This is a genomic window from Flavobacterium sp. BFFFF1 (assembly GCF_002256285.1).
Classification (GTDB): Bacteria; Bacteroidota; Bacteroidia; order Flavobacteriales; family Flavobacteriaceae; genus Flavobacterium.
On the sequence record NZ_NKJE01000004.1, the window covers coordinates 80,908 to 102,128 of the forward strand.

Annotated in this window: 9 protein-coding genes and 1 pseudogene; all 10 read right to left on the reverse strand. The window is 40.7% G+C overall.

All coding sequences use genetic code 11. The features are described from left to right. Nucleotides 1–12: 12 nt before the first annotated feature. Nucleotides 13–2,430, reverse strand: coding sequence for a T9SS type A sorting domain-containing protein (locus CFE23_RS03620; protein WP_291084155.1), 2,418 nt, complete (start codon nt 2,428–2,430; stop codon nt 13–15). 425 nt (nt 2,431–2,855) lie between these two features. Next, nucleotides 2,856–5,684, reverse strand: coding sequence for a T9SS type A sorting domain-containing protein (locus tag CFE23_RS03625; RefSeq protein ID WP_291084158.1), 2,829 nt, complete (start codon nt 5,682–5,684; stop codon nt 2,856–2,858). 131 nt (nt 5,685–5,815) lie between these two features. Then, the gene (locus CFE23_RS03630) at nt 5,816–8,011 is read right to left on the reverse strand and encodes a T9SS type A sorting domain-containing protein (RefSeq protein ID WP_291084161.1); all 2,196 of its coding nucleotides are present in this window, start codon (nt 8,009–8,011) and stop codon (nt 5,816–5,818) included. A 2-nt stretch (nt 8,012–8,013) separates the two neighbouring features. Beyond that, nucleotides 8,014–10,221 (reverse strand): T9SS type A sorting domain-containing protein, encoded by a 2,208-nt coding sequence (locus tag CFE23_RS03635; protein WP_291084164.1) that lies wholly within the window; start codon nt 10,219–10,221, stop codon nt 8,014–8,016. A 357-nt stretch (nt 10,222–10,578) separates the two neighbouring features. Beyond that, nucleotides 10,579–14,508, reverse strand: a complete 3,930-nt coding sequence (locus tag CFE23_RS03640) for a leucine-rich repeat domain-containing protein (protein WP_291084167.1) — start codon at nt 14,506–14,508, stop codon at nt 10,579–10,581. A 38-nt stretch (nt 14,509–14,546) separates the two neighbouring features. Beyond that, nucleotides 14,547–15,308, reverse strand: coding sequence for a LytTR family DNA-binding domain-containing protein (locus tag CFE23_RS03645; protein ID WP_291084170.1), 762 nt, complete (start codon nt 15,306–15,308; stop codon nt 14,547–14,549). Between the two features lie 48 nt (nt 15,309–15,356). Next, the gene (locus CFE23_RS03650; protein WP_291084173.1) at nt 15,357–17,297 is read right to left on the reverse strand and encodes a tetratricopeptide repeat protein; all 1,941 of its coding nucleotides are present in this window, start codon (nt 17,295–17,297) and stop codon (nt 15,357–15,359) included. Nucleotides 17,298–17,706: 409 nt separating this feature from the next. Next, a complete protein-coding gene (eno, locus tag CFE23_RS03655; protein WP_291084176.1) occupies nt 17,707–18,996 on the reverse strand; it encodes a phosphopyruvate hydratase in 1,290 nt (429 codons plus the stop codon). Nucleotides 18,997–19,169: 173 nt separating this feature from the next. Continuing rightward, the gene (carA, locus tag CFE23_RS03660) at nt 19,170–20,270 is read right to left on the reverse strand and encodes a glutamine-hydrolyzing carbamoyl-phosphate synthase small subunit (protein WP_291084179.1); all 1,101 of its coding nucleotides are present in this window, start codon (nt 20,268–20,270) and stop codon (nt 19,170–19,172) included. Nucleotides 20,271–20,789: 519 nt separating this feature from the next. Further along, nucleotides 20,790–21,221: pseudogene (gene rplQ / locus CFE23_RS03665) on the reverse strand (50S ribosomal protein L17); the annotation flags it as partial.

Consider the following 21,221-nt stretch of genomic DNA (forward strand, 5'->3'; position numbering starts at 1 on the left):
GAAGTGTTGCATTTAATGCTTTATAATCTTCTGTGTCTTAATGCCTTTTTCAGCAGTTACACGAAGGTAATAAACACCTGCTGAATATGTTGACAAATATATATCAGTTTTTATATCCGAAATTGTTTTTGTCAACAAAATTCTGCCCTGAACATCAAAAAGTTCTACGGTCCTCATTTGGCTGGAGGCATCAACGTGAAGCACATCGGCAGCCGGATTAGGATAAATGTTTAATGCATTGTCCTTAATCGTATCGCCGGCACTTAGTGTACTGAACACTGTTGTGGCAACGTTCGTTTCAACGGGAAAATTATAATCAAAGAAGATATCGGCCTTTTTAGACACCGAATCGCCAGTCACCAAATTGTCATTGCTGCGGATTTTGAGCAGGATGTTGCCGTGCCCACCGGTTTCCAATTGGATGTTTTTGAAGATCAACTCAAGTATGTTGTTGTTCAGCCTTGCGTCGACTTGGTGTGAGGCGTTTAAAATCTGCAACGAGGAAACATCAAACTTTGCTGGGTCGATAATTTCTTTTACCACGATATTTTCAGCAGCAGCTGTTCCCGTATTCTCAAAATTAATGACATAATGCAGGTACTTCCCGATGGCTTCCGGGCCGAGGTTCCCGCCTTCTATGCAGGTAATGTCATTGGGATCATAAGAGCCAACAACAGTTTGATGCAGCACCGAAGTATTGTCATCCGGATGAATGTCGCCGATGTTGTAGATGCCGCCCGAGAAAGTCAACACATCTCCGATATTCACCGCAGGTGTGTCTGTCGGCGCATGGATATCAAACATAATGTAAATCGTACGCGATTCAAAAGGCAGCAGGTTCGTAAAGTTGTACAGGAAATGCCCCGGAATCTGCGTCGTCGGCATCGGATTCGATACGTTTAAACTCATTCGATCACCATCAAATTGGAAATCGACTGCTGCGGAAACGGCCATGCTCCCAATATTTTTATAGACAATCCTGTAAGTCGCGACAAATCCGGGGCGCGCCGGGATGATTGGTGCCACGACAACTTCTAAGTCGGCCTGTGGGACACCAGCAGCAATACAAAAATCATTTACCGAAATGGAGCTGTCTGTATTTGGAAAGTCCACATTGGCAATTGCAGGCGCGATGTTGAATAAACTCTGGTTTTCAAATTCCGGTGTAACTTCGAAATTGCCTTCGGGAACGTAAAAAGTGTATTGTCCCACCGTGTCTGTAAAACCAATAGTATCGTTACTGCCATTGGAAAGATTCATTTTGATGTAGGACTGGCTGCTGTCGGTTAGGTCACAACCGTTATTGTCTGCATCAAAGTGCAACGTTCCTTTGACGGTATTGTAAACTCCTCCAGGTGTGAAGGAACAGTATGAATTTACGACAACACCAGTAATACTATAGGTATTGAGCATCGTTAAGATCGCCGCAATCTGGTTTTCGTCTGCACAGATGAACTGTATGTTGGGGTTCATAATAAATTCAGGTTCGTCTTCATGCAGGTAAAGTTTGAGGAGGCCTTCATGAGATCCATTTTTTACGAACAAAAACTCGAACGGATTATTTACGGCTTGCAACAATGAAAGCGGACAGTCCGAAGCGTCAAAAGTAGTCAGTTGATTGTTATTCAAATAAACCGACTGCAGGCTTATACATCCTGAAATATTTATTGCATTAAGGTAATTGTACTCCGCCCGGAGTATTGCTAGGGAAGTGCAACCCGAGGCGTTTAACGACGTTAATGCGCATTGTTCACTTTCATCACCGTTAACATTTATTTCATACAAATGGGTCAATCCTGAAATATCCAGCGAAAGTAAATTGGAATTCTTATCCATATGTATATTAACCATTTCCGGATTATTGGAAAAATCCACGGACAGCATGTTATTGTTATCCAGATTAATTTCAGCTAATAATGGACATCCGGAAAGATCGACTGTAGTCAGATTATTCTCGTGGAGCCGCAGTTCGACAAGGCTGGAAAGCGAAGTTACATCGATAGAAGTCATTCCATTGCCAATACACCATAAGTTGGTCATATGCGTAAGCCCTGTTACGTTTAGCGAAGTAGTTCCCGTCTGGATGCAGTATAGCACTTTAAGATTGGCAAGCATACTTACATCGACGGTTGGCAACGGATTGTGGTCAAGCACCAGTTTTTCAAGGTGTATAAAACTCTCGATTCCTTGTATGCTGCTTGCCGGGGCGCCGCTTATATCCAAAGAATACACCGCCTCGGCCTCACTAACCTGCACATTCCCATCATTATTTGCATCAATTTTCATATTGGCGCCATTGATGTCCCGCGCAATCTGGTTGGAGGTAGAAGAAGCCAGCAGTTTTGCCTTAAAAACAGCATTTGGAATATTCACAATCTGCGCCTGGATCATTCCGCCGGCGAACAATAAGAAAAAATATTTTTTTTTCATGACGACTGTATTTTTATTTTGTAAGGTAAATGTATTCGGATTTGGATTTTTTTGCGGTATGTAATGAGTATTGGTGTATCATGACTTAGAATTAAAGGGATTTCAGCAATTCGTATAATTGGTCCTTCTTTCGCTGCGAAATGCGCAGGTTCGTCGGATAACGTTCAATAGCCGCAATTTATCGATATCATTTTTGGTATGCCGCAGGACATTGTTCAGGGTGTCGCCCCTCTTTTGCCGGCCGAGGCCAATGGGGACTGAAAACAGCAGCAGGATAAGTTTTATTTTCATACGAAAGTACTGGATGCAGACAAAAATAGTATTTCTTTTCATCTAGAGGTGAACAAATTAGAATTTAACGGCTTTCGAAAAGAATTTGAATAAAAAAACCCGCACGAGGCGGGCTTTGACTATTTTCTACATTACTATCGCTTCATCAGTTTCTGGCGCACCATGCCCTGATCGGTATACACTTTCATAAAATATACCCCTGAATCGTATTGTGAAATATCAACGAAATCAGATTGCTGCTTTGAAAACAATTTTCTTCCGCGTACATCAAAAACTTCAATCGTATTGATTTTAGCGTCGGCCTTGATGTTTATGAGACCATTGGTAGGATTCGGATATATCGCAACCGTCTTCGAGAATTCGTCCACAGACAAAGGCATGGCCGTAAATGTCGTATTGGCGATGTTTGTTGTCACGACGTTGTTGTAATCAAAATAAACATCTGAGCTAAAACTCACGGTGTCGCCGGGCTCTAAAGCCGTATTTGATTTGATCTTGAACATTACATTTCCCTGGGCACCGGGCTGCAATGGTGCATTCTCAAATAAAAATTCAAGAATATTGTCGTTTACTTTGACCGTCACCGGACCAGAGCTGTTAATCACCTGAATGGAATTGATGTCAAAACTGGCCGGATCGATTGCGGAACGCAGTGCCACGAACGGGGCGTCTTCCGTTCCTGTGTTTTCAAAATTAATGACATAGTTAAGATAGTCGCCAATTTCCGTCGGTTCAACGGCATCACCTTCGAGGCAGATGATCGCATTTTCAACATTAGCGCCTTCAATAACATCGTTGTAGGCAAACGAGTTGTCACTCAGATTGACATCCTCCTGATCCGTTGTACCCACCATTGAAAATGGCAGCACATCGCCGATCACTACCGGATTGTCACTCTCAGGCCCATTGAGCTGAACCGCAATAAAAATAGTCCTGGATTCAAATGGAAGTAAGTTTGAAAAATTGTAAGTGTTGACGCCAAAAGAACTCACAGTTGGCTCTGGACTCGATATAAAAGCATCCATTTTACTATCATCATAGCTGAAGGTGACATTCCCTGAAAGTGGCAGCGTGCCTTTGTTGCGGTACACCAGTTGGAAAAACGATTCGTAACCGGGAATACCATATGAAAACGGATAGAGATATACTTCAAGGTCTGATAGCGCATTTATCGGTGCCACACAAATATCATTATTTATCGTGCTGCTGTTGGCAGCATCAAAGAAAATGGTTGGCGATTGCTGCTGTATGCTGAAATAAGAGTCATTTTCCAGAACGAGACCGAGGCTAAACTCCCCTTCATTCACATAAAATTTGTAGTTCCCATTTTCGTCGGTGAATGTCGAACCGGAGTTGGTGCCATTTGAAATGGTTACTTTGGCCATGGATTGTGGCGTATCAGTGGCATCGCAACCATTTTGATCAAAATCGAACTGGACTTTACCGGTAATGAGGTTCACATTGCCTGCGGGATTTAAGGAGCAATAAGAATTGATGATCAAATTGGGCAAAATTGGTAACAAATAAGACTCATAGATTCCAATTTCAAAGTCATCCAAACAGATAAACTGAAGTGCCGGTAGCGATGTAAAATCGGTGTCTGAGAACAGCAACTCCTGAAAGCTGCTGTTCTTAAGGTTAACATTTTGCAATAGTGAATTGTCAGAATATTGCGCAAAGTACAGATTGGGATTTTGCGAAAAATCGAGGCTGGTAAACTGGTTTCCTGAGCAGTCTACATCCTGCAACGTGTGAAGCATCGAGAAATCGGCTGTTGTCAGGTTATTATCAGCGCATTTGAGAGACACCAAATACGGCGCTTGTGATAAGTCAAGCGTGGAAATATTGTTATTCGAACAGGACATCGTACCCAATACCGGGTGATTCCCTAAAGTAAATTCGGTAATCTGGTTGTTGGCGCAATCCACCAATCCAAGAATGGCTAAATTGCTTACATCGAGCGATGTCAAATTGTTATCACTGCAATTTAAGGAATAGACCGCGGAATTATTTGACAAGTCTAAAGCAGATAAAAGGTTGCCATTACACGATAAAACATTAAGGGCCGCATTGTTGGCCAGGTTTAGGGTGGCAATCTGATTGTTGTCAACACTCAATTGATTGAGGTCGGGGCATGCCGATACATCTAAAGCCGTCAGCATGTTATACCGTACATCTACATATTTGAGCTGCGTTAATCCGGAAAGGTCGAGGGTAGCGAGTTCATTGCTGTAGGCGAATAGAAACTGTAAATTGACCGCATCAGTAAGCGATAAATTGACCAGGTCATTTTCATAGGCAGTCAAATAGCCCAAACTTACCACGCCCGAAAGGTCTAAAGTACTTAATTGATTGTACTGCACGGCTAATTCATTCAAAGCCGAAAGATTTTGAACATTGAGATTCTGAATGAAGTTAGCGGAACAATTCAACCTGGATAAACCTGGAGATCCGGAAACATCCAGCGCTGTCAATATGTTGCTGGAGCAGTCGAGCTCGGATAAATTTATCAATCCGGTTAAATCAAGTGAAGAAATGGAATTTTGCATCAATTGCAAAAAGTTCAGTTGTGTCAACCCGGCGACATTGACACCCGATACGTTACAGGCTTCACATGATAAAAACTGCAATTGCGTCAATGATGAAAAATCCAGGTTTTGTCCGTTCAACGGATTGTTGGCGATCCTCAGGAACCTTAAATTTGAGAACGAGGACAAACCGGTGAGGTCGCTGATCTGATTGTCTTCCAAAAATAATTTACGAACCAACAGCGCCTCTGAAACCTGGATCTCACCGTCAGCATTTTGGTCAATAGCGATATAAGCGTCGTTTTCATCCTGAGCGATTGGATTTTCAACGCCTGAGCCCAATAGAACGGATTTGAAGTTGGCATCGACGAAATCGATATTCTGAGATTGCGCTACCCATGAAAAGAACAAAAGCAGCAGAGTAAATTTCTTCATAGTGTGTTTGTTTAATGTTTTCACTATAAAGATAGACAAATTAAAAAAGGTTGCGCCGAAAAAAAGTTTTTTTTTAGATTTTAAAAAGAAGCTTTCGCTTACAAAATTACAAGTGTACAAAAAGCACCAGATTATTCCTTTACAAGCCGCTCGACTGCTGAACCATTGACAGTAAAAACTTTGACAAAGTAAATCCCGGAATCAAAACGGGTTAGGTCAATCGATGATGACTTATGATTTTCCATCAGTTTCCTCCCACGAACATCAAATAATTCCACGGAAAGCACCTCTGAATCGGCTTTGATATTCACGACGCCGTTTGTTGGATTCGGGTAAATGCTGATGCCGTTATCGAGGTTGGGACTGTCCATGCCCAGCGTGTCAAACGTCGTCATCGCCGTATTGGTTGCTACAGGAAAATTATAATCGAAAAAGATGTCGGCTTTGTTTGACACCGAATTTCCGTTAACCAACGTGTTTTTGGTCTTGATCTTAAAAGTCACGTTTCCGTGTTCAGACGCGCCAAGGTTGATATTTTCGAAAATGAATTCCACTTTGTCATTCGTGATCCTTGTTGTTACCGGATGGGAAGCGTTTAGGATTTGAAGCGATGAGATATCATATTTCGTCAGGTCAATCATGTCTTTTACGACGATGTTCTCTGCGGCAGCAGTGCCCGTATTTTCAAAGTTGATGTTGTAGTGCAGGTATTTCCCGATTTCTGCCGGATTCACGTGTTCACCTTCGAGACAGGTGATGTCATTTGGATCGAATGAACCCGTAACGATTTGCTTCAATGAAAACGCATTGTCGTTGATCGTGACGTCGCCGGCGATGGGATTGGCCTGTACCAAGAAATTCAATTGGTCGCCGATGTTCACGGCCGGAGTTTCTGTTGGGCCGTTCACATTGAGCGTGACTTCAATGCTCCTGGATTCAAATGGATACAGGTTGAAGAAATTCCATGATAATATGCCCGAACCCTGTACCGCAGGCGCTACCGAGGCATCGGCAAAATCAGATACATTTTCCGGGTAGTTAAAATCGATGTCGCCGTTCAACACCTGGTTGCCTTTGTTTTTGTAGATGATTTTGTAGTGCGCGTCAAAACCCGGGCGTGCTGGACCTATTGGCACAATAACGGTTTCCAGGTCGTTTTGGACGCCGTTTGCCGTGATGCAGAAATCCTGTGTGGTCAGGTTGTTGTTGTTGTTGCCGAAGACGATTGTGGCAAGCGGTGGTGTGATGGTAAACAGCGACTGGTTTTCCGCAGCAACTGAAACATTGAAGGTTCCCGTTTGTCCAAAACTGTTATAAGTCCCATCAGGCGAAGTGAACACGGCATAATTATTGTTTCCACTGGTCAGTGTTAACTTCACGTAAGGCTGATCGGGATCGGTGCTGTCGCAGCCGTTGTTATCCGCATCGAAAGTGATGTTGCCGGTGATGGTATTGTAGTTGCCGCCGGGCTGGAAGAAGCAGTATGGGCTTACAACGGCATTGGAAGGATTAAATGAATTTTGTATAAAATTTTGTACATCAACCAACTGGGATTCATCTGCGCATACATATTGTAAGTTATTTACATTATAAAAGTCAAAGGACTCATTCATGCCGTTTTTTGCCAGAATTACCTGTAACGTTGGCATATTCCACAGTTGAAGAGATAAATATGGTGGAAGACATTCACTCACGTCTAGCGTTTGAAGCTGTGTGCCTTGAACATGTAAAGTTCCTATCTTGGCTCCTTGTAAATTGAGTGCAACAAGGTTATTTCCACTGATATATAACTCATTTACATCTAAACCAGGCAAATCAAGGCTTGTAAATTGATTTCCACTTAGATCCAATTCGACATAGTGTTGCATATTATTTAAAATAATCGATGTAAGATTGTTGAAGCCTGCAAGGACATCGTCTGCTGGTATACCCGATAAGTCTAAAGTTGTTAATTCATTATAATGAACGGCAAGGCTTTGAAGATGATTGCAACCATTTAGGTTTAAATAGGTAAGCTCATTATAACTGGCCTTTAAAGTCTCTAGAGCAGCCATCCCTGATACATCCAAACCAGCAACGCTATTATTGCTAAAGTTCAAATAATTAAGATTCGTAAAATATTGAATCCCTTCGAGGCTTGAAATATTAGAATTATTGACATCAAGGAATCCCACCTGTTCAGCTTCTGAAACCTGAATTTCGCCATCATTATCCAGATCCTTCCCTAGCGAAATCAACTTCGCTTTAAAATTCGCATCCGGAATATTCACAATCTGTCCCTGAGCGATGCCAGTGAAGAGAAGTAGGGAAAGTAATAGTTTTTTCATGCTTATTGTTTGATTAGCTTTTGTGTTCGACTGCCCTGATCTGTGTTCACTTTTACAAAATAAATCCCTGGATTATACCCTGAAATATTTAATATATTCACGTTATTTTTCATCATCAGTTTCCTCCCACGAACATCAAATAATTCCACGGAAAGCACCTCTGAATCGGCTTTGATATTCACGACGCCGTTTGTTGGATTCGGGTAAATGCGGATGCCGTTATCGAGGTTTTGATTGTCAATGCCCAGCGTATCAAACGTTGTCATAGCCGTATTCGTCGCTATGGGAAAATTGTAATCGAAAAAGATGTCGGCTTTGTTTGACACCGAATTTCCGGTGACCAACGTGTTTTTGGTCTTGATCTTAAAGGTCACGTTTCCGTGTGCTGACGCGCCAAGGTTGATATTTTCGAAAATGAATTCCACTTTGTCATTCGTGATCCTTGTTGTTACCGGATGGGAAGCGTTTAGCATTTGAAGTGATGAGATGTCATATTTCGTCAGGTCAATCATGTCTTTTACGACGATGTTCTCCGCCGCAGCAGTGCCCGTGTTTTCAAAGTTGATGTTGTAGTGCAGGAACTTCCCGATTTCTGCCGGATTCACGTGTTCGCCTTCGAGACAGGTGATGTCATTTGGATCGTAGGAACCTGTAACAACCTGCTTGATTGAAAATGCATTGTCGTTGATGGTGACGTCCCCGGCGATTGGATTGGCCTGTACCGAGAAATTCAACTGGTCGCCGATGTTCACCGCCGGCGTTTCCGTTGGTCCATTTACATTTAGCGTGACTTCAATGCTCCTGGATTCAAATGGATACAGGTTGAAGAAGTTCCACGACAATATGCCAGAACCCTGCACCGCAGGCGCTACCGTAGCATTCACAAAATCCGATACATTTTCCGGGTAGTTAAAATCGATGTTGCCGTTCAACACCTGGTTGCCTTTGTTTTTGTAGATGATTTTGTAATGGGCATCGAAGCCGGGGCGTGCAGGCTGCAACGGAACAATGACTGTTTCGAGGTCATTTTGGATTCCGTTGGCGGTGATGCAGAAATCCTGGGTCGAGATATTGTTATTTGCATTACCAAAAAGAATCGTCGCCAGTGGTGGTGTGATTGTAAACAGTGACATATTCTCCGCTGCAACGGAAACATTGAAAGTACCTGCCTGCCCAAAATTATTGTAAGTACCATCAGGAGAGGTAAATACCGCATAGTTGTTATTGCCGCTGGTCAGGTTAAGTTTTACATAAGGCTGGTCGGGATCGGTGCTATCACAGCCGTTGTTATCGGCATCGAAAGTGATGTTGCCGGTGATGGTGTTGAAATTACCACCGGGCTGGAAGATACAATAGGGGCTCACTACCGCGTTGGGAATCTGGTAGATATTTAAATCCGCGTTAACATCTTGTATCTGAAATTCATCGGCACAAATGAAAACAAGGTTCAGGTCGTTCGATAGTCCTAAGAACTCTTCATTGGCACCATTCTTCGCAAAGATAGACGTGAGGTTTGGATTGTCGCTAAGATTTATGCTATTGATGCCAACCACTTTGTTCAAATTTATAGTTATGAGATTGTTGTTTTGTAACCGAATGCTATATAGCTTTGTTTCATTTAAGCTAATTGAGGTGAGGTTGTTATACTCTAGGTGTACCCCTAAAAGACCGGTGCTAGATAGGTCGAGATTCGAAAGGTCAATACTCGTCAATTGGTTGTGATCAAGTTGAAACGACGTATATGTTCCCTGTGCGTTTAACACAATGGTTGTCAGGTTGTTAAATGATGCAACCAGATCTAAGTTCTGCATATCGGAAACGTTGAGCGTATTGATTTGATTGTGGCTGCAGTTTAAAAAATTCAGGTTAAAGCAACCTGCAAGATTTAAATCCGTCAGTGTATTGTAAGAAACATTTAGATTAAATAGGTTCGCAAGCCCAGAAACGTCAAGTAGTTGCAGGTTATTATGGTTGCAATTTAAATTTTGCAGGTTGACAAAGGCCGTGATCCCTTCAAGATTTGAAATATTGGAATTGCTGAGCGGTAAATCTGTCACCGCCTGCGCTTCGGAAAGCTGTATTTCTCCATCATTGTCCAGATCCTTGCCCAGCGAAATTAACTTCGCCTTAAAATTCGCATCCGGAATGTTCACAATCTGTGCCTGAGCGATCGCAGTGAGGAAAAGAAGTGAAAGTAGTAGTTTCTTCATGCTTTAATTTCTATTTATTGACCCTAAAGTTATATTAAAAATAAAAGCAATAAAAAAAAGACAGATAAAATCCGCCTTTCTTCTATTAAAACATAACAATTGCTTAATCTTAAACGCTTTCGTTCCCGGTTTATCCTGCGAAACAGCAGAGAGCGTAAAAAGAAATGCGCAAAACAGTAATGATTTTAGTTTCATACAATTGAAAATAGCTGCAAACAAAAATGACATTTCCTTTTTTGCAAATGGCCGTAAATGAGAATTCGATGGCTTTAAACAACAATTTGAAAAAAGTACAGTTTGATTGCAAAAAAAGATCCACGGCGAACCATAGATCTCTTCCTGCTTAACAACAATTATTTATTTTTTGATCAGTTTTTGAACTTTAGTTCCTTTGTCGGTTTTGATTTTCAGGAAGTAAATGCCGTTTGCGTGGCTGGAAATATCCATTGTAGAAATAGTTTTAGTCGCTAAAATCGTTTCTAAAATTCTGCCCTGAACGTCAAACAATTCAATAGATCTGATGCTGAAATCACTTATGATATTGACGATTGAATTGGTAGGATTTGGATAAATTTTTATAGAATTGTCTACATCAAAATCTTGTATGCCCAAGGTTCCAAAGGTGGTTTCGGCATCATTGAGCGTAATCGGGAGTTTATAATCAAAATAAACGCGTGCTTTTTGGATCACCGAGTCATTGTCTGAAAGCGTTTCTTTGGTTCGTATTTTGAACAAAATATCGCCGTGACCACCGACAGGCGGATTGCCCGACGGGGTTTGCAAATCGATGTTTTCAAAGATAAATTCCACTAAATTTCCGGAAACTATCGTATAAACAGGATGCGAAGCACTCAATACTTGTAGGGAACTGATGTCGTATTTTGCAGCATCCATCACGTTTTTCAACACTACATTTTCAGCCAGATAACTTCCGGTATTTTCAAACCTAATGTTGTAGTGAAGGTAGTCGCCAATTTGAGTTGACGAAACAAAACTCCCTTCCAGACAAGTAATAGCGTTTGATATGTAATTATCAACAACTGTTTGAGAATAAACAAATTGATTGTCAGCTGGGTTTTCATCGTTTGACAACGTATCGAAAAAGGCTGTGAAATTTAAAATACTTCCAATATTTACCGGTGGCGTTGCAGTCGATGAGTTCACGTTAAAAGTAACATAAATACTTCTGCTTTCAAATGGCAATAAGTTGTTATACGTCCAGGAAATTGTTGTCGCATTTTGATTCGCTATTGTTGTTGTTGCTGAAACAAAATCTAACAGGTCATTATTGTAAGTTAAATTTAAAAATCCTGAAGTCGTCAGATTCCCTTTGTTTTTGTAAGTAATTTTATAGGTTGCGGCAAATCCCGGTCGGGCAAAGTCAATAGGTTCTACAACAATTTCGAGATCCTGATGAATTGCATTCTGGACAATACAAAAATCCTGGCTTGAAGTATTGTTGAGATTCCCGAATGAAACTGTTGCGTTTGTTGGCGAAAAATTAAACCAGTTTGGATTGTCGATTTCCGGAGAAATATTGAAAGTTCCGGTTTGGGTATAGAATTTATAATTGCCATTGGCATCAGTAAATGTTGCGCCATTTGTAATTCCATCGGTAATACTTACTTTCAAATGCGCTTGTGGCACATCTGCAGTATCACAACCGTTGTTGTTTACATCCAGTTTGATTTGTCCGGTGATGGTGTTAAAACTTCCACCAGGAACGAAAGTACAATACGTATTGAACACGATGTTACCGATATTTACATTGGTGCTTTGGGTTAAGATTTGATTCAGATTAGTCAATTCTCCTTCGTCTGCGCAAACAAATGTTAGCAATGGATTTTGACTCCATGTATAGTAAGCGTTAGTGTCTAGATTAGGATTTCCATTTTTGATATTAATGCTGTTGAGGTTATTGAATGAACAACTCAAAGCGACCAAACTCGTAGCTGTAGAAAAATCTAAACTGGTCAATAAATTGTTATCACACTGAACAACCGAAAGATTTGACAATCCTTCAAAATTGATAACTGCAAGTTGGTTATTCTGACAACTTAGATAATTCAAACCCGTAAGTGACGCTAAATTCAAACTTGTCAATTGATTAAAAGAACAGTATAAATAAGCAAGACTATTGGCATTGGTTAAATTGATGTTGTTCAACTGATTGTAATTGAGGTTCACGGTGGTCAGAAGTGGCAAATCAGATAAATCAACCGCAACCAAACCATTGTTGTTCGCATACAAAGTCGCCAGACTATTTAAACCCGTTACGCTCAACAAATTCAATTGATTGGAAGCGCAATCCAAATAGTTTAAGTTAGAAAATTCTGATAGATTAATATTTGTGAACGCGTTGTACTTGCAATCAAGGTATTCAAGCAAAGGTAAATTGGTAACATTCAAATTACTGAGGTAGAAGTTGAAAGAGCAATCTAGATATTTCAGTTGTGGCAAGTTGGCAAGCGTTAACGAAGTTCCGTAGTTCCAGGCATATTCAACACGTTCCAGTGCGGAAAGATTGCTCACATTTAATGCGCTGATTTGATTATAAGAACAGATTAATTTTTTTAAACCTGCCAATTGATCAACATTTATGGTCGTAATTAAATTGGAAGTAAAATTCAATTCTTCCAGTACAGTTAAATTAGAAACATTCAACGCAGTCAACGCGTTAGCATTGCAATAAAGGTATTTTAAGTTGGACAGATTATCTAAGCTTAATGTAGTAATTTGGTTATACGAACAATCCAAAGTAACAAGGTTTGTCAAACTATTGATGTTTAAACCGGTTAAATTGTTGTTGTTGCAACGCAAAGACGTGATGTTATAAAATGCTTCAATTCCGGTCAAATTTGCAATTTGTGAATTGCTCACATCCATTTCATTGGTAAAAACGGCAGCTTCTGTCAATTGAATCTCATTATCCCCATTCGTATCAACACCCAAAGCAATCAATCTGTTTCTGAAGTTAGCATCAGGGATGTACACATTATTGACGTTGTTTACTTCGATCGTAAAATAAGTGACCGCATCGCAATTACTAGAAATTAAATTAAAAACCCTAACACCAATTGTTTGTGGATTGGTAGTATTTGTATAAAAATTTGCATTTGTTATCTCATTAATATTATTCAAAGCGTCGTTATAGCTCGGAAAATATCTGAATTGGGCATTTGAATCATTATTGATTAAAGAATTCTGACTTGTTAAATCAAAAGTTGCAAAAGAAGTATTGCTCGTTTGAGTCATATTGGGCGCAAAATTGGCGTTTATACCACTTTCTACTGTAAGAAACGTTGTGTAAACTGAACCACATTGGCCTAAATTAGGAGTAAATGTATAATCACCGGTGTTCTGCACTGTCGGTGACCAGGTACCTGCAATGCCATTGTCGGAAATGGTTGGTAACGCATAATTCGCACAAACCGATGGTGGAATGGTGGAAAAAGTTGGTGCCAGATTCGTTTGGTTGTTCACAGTAACCGAAAATTGATTAGAGGTACAACCGGTACCATTATCAAAAACCGCAACAGTGTAAGTTCCCGGAGTTGATGTGGAGAAACTGCTCACATTGCCTGGATCATTGGCACCAACCGGAACTGTCCACAAATAATTCAGAGTATTACCCGAATTGACCGATGCTGTTATTAGTGCAGGATTACTATCACAAATCGATGTGCCAGTTAAAGTAATGGTTGGCAGCGGAATAAAACTGGCGTAAATGCCATAATAATTAGAAACGCAACCCAAAACATTGTCAATCACAGTCACTGTATAATAACCTTCGACAGTCGATGTAAAACTGGACACATTCCCAGGATTTACGACACCTTGTGGTGTGCTGTAAGAATAGCTGTAATCGCCGGGAGGATTTACATTCGTAACGAAAGTGATGGCATTTCCAACACAACCTGAATTACTGCTCATCGTAACAACAGGTTTTTGATTGACTACTAAACCTAAAGTTGTAAAAGAGGGGTTGCTTGAGTCTGCAACAGCCCATGCTCTGATATAAATAATTTGATTGAAGGGAATTGTATTGACAAACGGCACCAGTAAATCGATGCGATTAATATCTGCTTGTGAATCGCTTAACGTTCGATAATAAGCGACTTCTGTACCTGATTCGTTGATCAAAGTTGGCGTAACGATGTTTAGGTCAAAAGCTGCAAATCCGTCGCCGTTATCATCGCAAACCCTGTAGGGATCAGGAGTGTTTATTGAAGGTTGCGCAAAAGCAAAACCCGAGACAAAAAACAATAGCAGTAGTAGTTTTTTCATAATTTTGATATTTAGTATTATTGGTGTCATTTTTGATGTTATAAATTTTTAATCAATTCCTGCAATTTTTCCCGTTTACTTTGCGCTATCGGTATATTGGTATTGTCTGCCATGATGACATAGCCGCCATCAGTTTTGATATAAGATTTCAGGAAAGAAAGATTAATTAGGTGCGATTGGTGGATCCTTTCAAAACCCTGTTCTGTCAAAAGTTCCTCATATTCCTTCAAAGTTTTAGAAATCAGTATCGGCTTGTGATTTTTGATAAAAAACTCAGTGTAATTGCCTTTGGCTTCAAGCCTGATGATATCCGCAACTTCAAAAAGATGGATGCCTTTGCTTGTTGAAAGTGCAATACGTTTGAAATTATCTACTTTTTTCCTGATATTTTCGAGAAGCAAATCGATATGATCGAATGAACGGACTGATGATGTAATCCCTTTTATCTTCTCAATCGTTTCCTGCAATTCTTCAGGATCTATAGGTTTCAAAATAAAATCCAGCGCGCTGAACTTAAAGGCTTTGACTGCGTATTTTTCGTGTGCAGTTATAAAAACAATATGCGATGCGATTTTGCCATTTGTCTTTTTCAAACTTTCCAAAATATCAAATCCAGTTCCGTCGCTCAAATGAATGTCTAAGAAAACAACCTGCGGCTGCCATTTTTCAATTGCAATAATGCCGGTCTTGACGCTTTCAGCTTCGCCAACAATATTAATATCATTTGTATAACGTGCCAAAAGAGCTTTTAATCCTTCGCGTAAATGTTTATCGTCGTCTATAAGTAGTGCTGTAATCATTTGGGTGTGTGGGTGTGTGGTGTGGGTTTCAATTTTTGACTTTCAACTTTAAGAAATATACTGAATAGGCAACCTCAAAATTACTTTCGTACCGATGATTTCGTTATTTTCTATAAGTTCCTGAATGTCAATTTTAGCTGATTTTAGAGTGGTGGCTTCCATGATTTCCAGACGCTTCTTCGTAATTTCCAATGCCATTGATTTGTGTGCTGTAACCGAATCTTCCTTCAAATGTTTCGATTTCGAAAATCCGATGCCGTCATCAGCGATACTGCAAATGAACTGGCCGTCCTGCACGTCGAAACCAACATCGATTTTTCCGTTGCCTTCCTTTGGAACCATTCCGTGAAGGATCGCGTTTTCGACGAAAGGCTGGATCAGCAAAGGTGGAATTCCCATGTTGAATTCTACCTTATCGCTCGAATGAATCGAGAATTCAAATTTACTATGGAATCGCAATTGCTCGAGTTCCAGGTAATTCTGAAGACTTTCGATTTCTTTATCAATAGGAATCAGCGAACCTTTTGAATACTCAAGTGTCAGGCGCATTAATTTTGAGAATTTTGACAAATATTTTAAAGCGGAATCAGTTCCATTCTGCACTATAAAACTTGAAATCGATCCGAGGCAATTGAACACAAAATGTGGATTCATTTGCAAATGCAACGCCTTTTGTTCGTACTCGGCGACTTCTTTTTGCAAAGTCAGGCGACGTTTGATTTGCCTGCGGTTGTAGGTCACAAAAATCAATCCCGCTAATAAAAACACACCAATGATTGAAAAAATTGTTAACTGATTCGCTCTTTTTGTTTCCTCAGAAAGGACAGCAGCTTTTCGTTTGTATTCCGATTCCATTTCCGACCGCAGCATTTTTTTTGTATTTTCCTGATTCGTAATGCTGTCACGGGCAACAATGTAATTTTTGTAGTGAAAGAATGCAAGTTCAGCGTTGTTTTTTAAACTGTACAACTCACTCAGTAATTTTTCAGAATGATACGTTTGGTCCAGCACATCAATTTCTTTGGCGTAAGCTAATGATTTGCTCGCAAAAGTGATCGCTTCGTCATACTTTTTCAATTCCTGGTTGAGTAATCCAAGATTGTACAATGCCAATGATGCACCAAATTTATTTTGGATGGCTTCATACATTGCAAACGACGCGTTGTAATATTCGAGCGCTTTTGGATAATTTTTCTCTGATTTGTAGAAATCGCCGAAGTAATTTTTCAGAAGGGCAGAACCACGGTTGTTATCAATTTTTTCAAATAGCCTTTCCGCTTTTTGATAATATTGAAATGCCTGTTTTTTATTACCACTTTCAGCATAAATCACGCCAATATTTGTAAGTGTGACAGGAGCGTTTAATTCACCTATTTCTTCCTGAATTACAAATGCTTTTTTGAAATATTCTAAAGCTTTTGCATTGTTCTGTTGCGATTTGTAAACCACACCAATGTTGTTGTAAGTTTTTGAAATATTGGTTTTCTGGCCCGTTTCAAGATAGCGTTTTAGCGCCTTCTGGTACATTTCCAAAGCCATGTAGTAATTGCTTTGCTGTGAAAAAATAACGCCCTGACTTGCGAACGATCTTCCAAGTCCGTTTTTGATGCGTTTGCGATCAATTTCGGAATCTGAATTCAGTAACTTTTCGAAAACCGTTTGGGCTTTAACAAAGTAATCTTTCGCTTCTTTGTAATTGCCTAGAATGATGTTGCCATTGCCTGAGTTGATGTAAGATGTTGCCAATCCGAATTCGTAATTTGCTTTCCTGGATAAAGTCGCCGCTTTGAGTGCATAAACCGCTGTTGAATCCGGATAGGACTCTTTGTATTGATCCGCAATTGAATTCAAAATATTGACTTTAACCGTATCTGTTTTCGAAACTGCCAGTACGCGTTTCAGACTATCAATTGTTGTTACTGCCGATTGTCCAAACCCGGTTAGGCTCTTAAGTAAGAAAAACAACACTATATAGTTCGTATTTTTCACATTCTCTTGATTAAGTTTAAACAAATATAGAAGACATCTTTGTATAAAAACACGCAATTGTGTGATTGGAGCATTTGAACTACTCTGAATGGGGTTTGGCTTATTATTGCAAATACTTCATTACAGCGTTGTTGACCCATAAGCTGTAAATTAAATTAATGACCGACAGATTCTAACGAAAAAAGTGGTTTTTCCGCATTGCCAATTCACAATGAAATCATATTTCGATTTAGAGGAAGGTGACAATGCACATCCCCACGAAAAAATTTACTTTTACCACACCTGTAATTCCAAATATTTTATTAATTTTTTTGTGAACCGTGCCATGCTAACCATTTTGACATTGACCTGTTTAAAAACAAAAACCCTTTCAATTGCTGAAAGGGTTTTGAAGTATGTTGAAAAACATTTAGAATTTGAAAGCTTTCTTTCCTGGGAAGTACGCAGTGTCCCCTAGCTCCTCTTCAATACGAAGCAATTGGTTGTATTTTGCCATACGGTCAGAACGCGAAGCGGATCCGGTTTTGATTTGGCCACAATTTAATGCAACGGCTAAATCAGCGATCGTATTGTCTTCGGTTTCTCCGGAGCGGTGCGACATTACGGAAGTGTATCCTGCATTTTTCGCCATATTCACAGCGGCTATCGTTTCGGTTAAAGTACCAATCTGGTTTACTTTTACTAAAATGGAATTCGCGATGCCTTTTTCAATTCCGGTAGAAAGACGCTCGACATTGGTCACAAATAAATCATCTCCGACCAACTGTACTTTATCCCCGATTTTATCTGTCAGGTATTTCCAGCCATTCCAGTCGTCTTCGTACATCCCGTCTTCAATGGAAATGATTGGGTATTTTGAAGCCAATTCAGCCAGGTAATCCGCCTGTTCTTCAGAAGATCGGATTTTCCCGCCTGCGCCTTCAAACTTGGTGTAATCGTACTTGCCGTTTACATAAAACTCGGAAGCGGCACAATCCAAAGCTACCATCACCTGATCTCCGAAAGTATATCCGGCATTTTCAACTGCTTTTTTAATGGTATCCAAAGCATCTTCGGTACCACCCGCAAGATTTGGCGCAAAACCACCTTCATCACCAACGGCCGTTGAAAGTCCACGGTCGTGCAATACTTTTTTGAGGTGGTGAAAAATCTCTGTCCCGATTTGCAGTGCCTGCGTAAAAGATTCCGCTTTTACGGGCATAATCATGAATTCCTGGAACGCGATCGGCGCATCAGAATGCGAGCCCCCGTTGATGATGTTCATCATGGGAACCGGAAGCGTGTTTGCGGAAACACCTCCTACATAACGGTACAGCGGCAAGCCCAATTCATTTGCAGCCGCCTTAGCCACAGCCAGGGAAACGCCTAAAATTGCATTGGCACCCAGGTTGGATTTATTCGCAGTTCCGTCAAGATCGATCATGCGTTGATCGATTTGGTTTTGTTCAAAAACAGAAGTACCCAGCAATTCTTCGGCGATTTTTGTATTTACATTTTCTACCGCTTTCAGGACGCCTTTCCCGAGAAATGCTTTTCCGCCGTCGCGAAGCTCTACAGCTTCATGCTCTCCGGTCGACGCGCCCGAAGGGACAGCTGCGCGGCCCAAAACACCGTTTTCGGTTACAACATCGACTTCAATGGTTGGATTCCCCCGGGAATCAAAAATCTGCCTTGCATGGATCTTGATAATAATGCTCATGTTTTTGATTATTCGTTAATATTTATCTCAAATTTTTTCGAAATTACGGAATTATAATAACGCGAAAAAGGACATCATTATAAAGTTATAAACTCAAACGTTTTAGTGAAAGAAATTCCCAAAACGGCAATTAAAACAAAAACCTGTAACGTAAAGCCACAGGTCTTTCTAATTTAGTTTTGCATCCTTTGGATGAATTCATCAAAAAGATAGGAAGAATCGTGTGGTCCCGGGCTCGCCTCCGGGTGATACTGTACGGAGAAGCAGTTTTTTGACAGCATTTTCATCCCGGCGACGGTTTGGTCGTTAATGTGAATCTGGACAATTTCAATATCCGGATGCGCTTCAACTTCTTCCCTGTTAACAGCAAAGCCATGATTCTGCGACGAAATCTCGCCTTTACCAGTAATAAGATTTTTCACCGGGTGGTTAATGCCGCGGTGGCCGCCAAACATTTTGAAAGTGGAAATCCCATTGGCCAAACCAATAATCTGGTGACCGAGACAGATGCCAAATAAGGGCTTATCGTTTGCCAGAATTTCTTTGGCCACTTCGATTACGCCCTCAAGCGGCTCAGGATCACCGGGACCGTTTGAAAGGAAATAGCCATCAGGATTAAAAGCAGCCAGTTCTTTATACGTCGCGTTGTATGGGAAAACTTTAATATAACAATCTCTTTTCGCAAAATTGCGCAGGATATTTGATTTAATCCCGAGGTCCAAAGCGGCAATGCGGTACGTAGCGTTTTCGTCGCCAAAAAAATAGGGTTCAGTCACAGAAACTTTGGATGCCAGTTCAAGACCTTTCATGTCCGGAACGTTGGCCAATGCCAGCTTTAGATCTTCGATTGAAGTACCATCGGTACAAATGACGGCGTTCATAGCGCCGTTATCGCGGATATAAGCGGTCAGCGCGCGGGTATCAACATCGGAGATGCCTATCAAACGTTGTTCTTTGAAATAATCTTCAAGGCTTTCGGATGCACCGACACGGGAATAATTGTAACTAAAATTGCGGCAAACGAGTCCGGCAATTTTTATGGAACCCGATTCGACTTCGTCCTCGTGTACACCATAATTCCCGATATGGGCATTTGTCGTAACCATAATTTGCCCGAAGTAAGAAGGATCGGTAAAAATTTCCTGGTATCCTGTCATTCCGGTGTTGAAGCAAAGTTCACCAAAAGTGGTTCCTGAAATCCCGACGGACTTGCCGTGGAAAACGGTGCCATCACTTAAGAGAAGAATGGCTTTTTGTCGTGTTGTGTATTTCATTATTAGCAGTGAGAATTGAGTAGTTAGATGTTGTGTGCTGCAAATTTAATCCAAATATAATCGATTGAAAAAAATAGTTATAAGCCGACTGTTCATAATTAGCCCCGATGGCAGCGGCATCCTTTTTTGTTTTAAAAAAAGCGCCGTTTCATTTGGCACGTCAAAAACAAAAAAGATAAAGCGGACAGCGGGAACAGCTCCAAATTAAAAACAAAAAAAAAGGACAAACTAATAAAAGTTTATCCTTTGATTTTTATGGGAAGCTGACAATCATTATTCAGCGTCTTCCTTTTTTTCTGTGTCATCAGCCGGAGTTTCCTCAGCCTCAGCAGTTGGAGTTTCAGTCTCAGCTGCTGGAGCCTCTTCAGCTTCAGCGACAGGAACAGCTTCTTCTACCTGTGGTGTTTCCACTTCAGGAGCAACTGTTTCGACTACAGGAGCTTCAACAACAGCTTCAGGAGCTTCTTCTACAGGAGCCTCAGCAACCGGTGCAGCTTTAGGAGCGGCAGGAGCTGTAGTATCAGCGCCTTTAGCTTTTCCACCACGACGGCTTCTTGATTTTTTAGCTTCTTTTTTACCTCCGTTGTATAGTTCGTTGAAATCTACCAATTCGATCATCGCCATATCAGCGTTATCTCCAAGACGGTTTCCAACTTTGATGATACGTGTATAACCACCCGGACGGTCACCTACTTTTGCGGCTACGTCACGGAACAAGTCTGTTACGGCATATTTGCTTCTTAGGTAAGCGAAAACGATACGGCGGTTGTGCGTTGTATCTTCTTTTGATTTTGTGATAAGCGGCTCAACAAATTGTTTAAGTGCTTTGGCTTTAGCAACAGTAGTATTAATACGCTTGTGCTCGATTAGTGAGCAGGCCATATTAGCCAACATAGCTTTTCTATGTCCTGTCTGTCTGCTTAAGTGGTTGAATTTTTTTCCGTGTCTCAT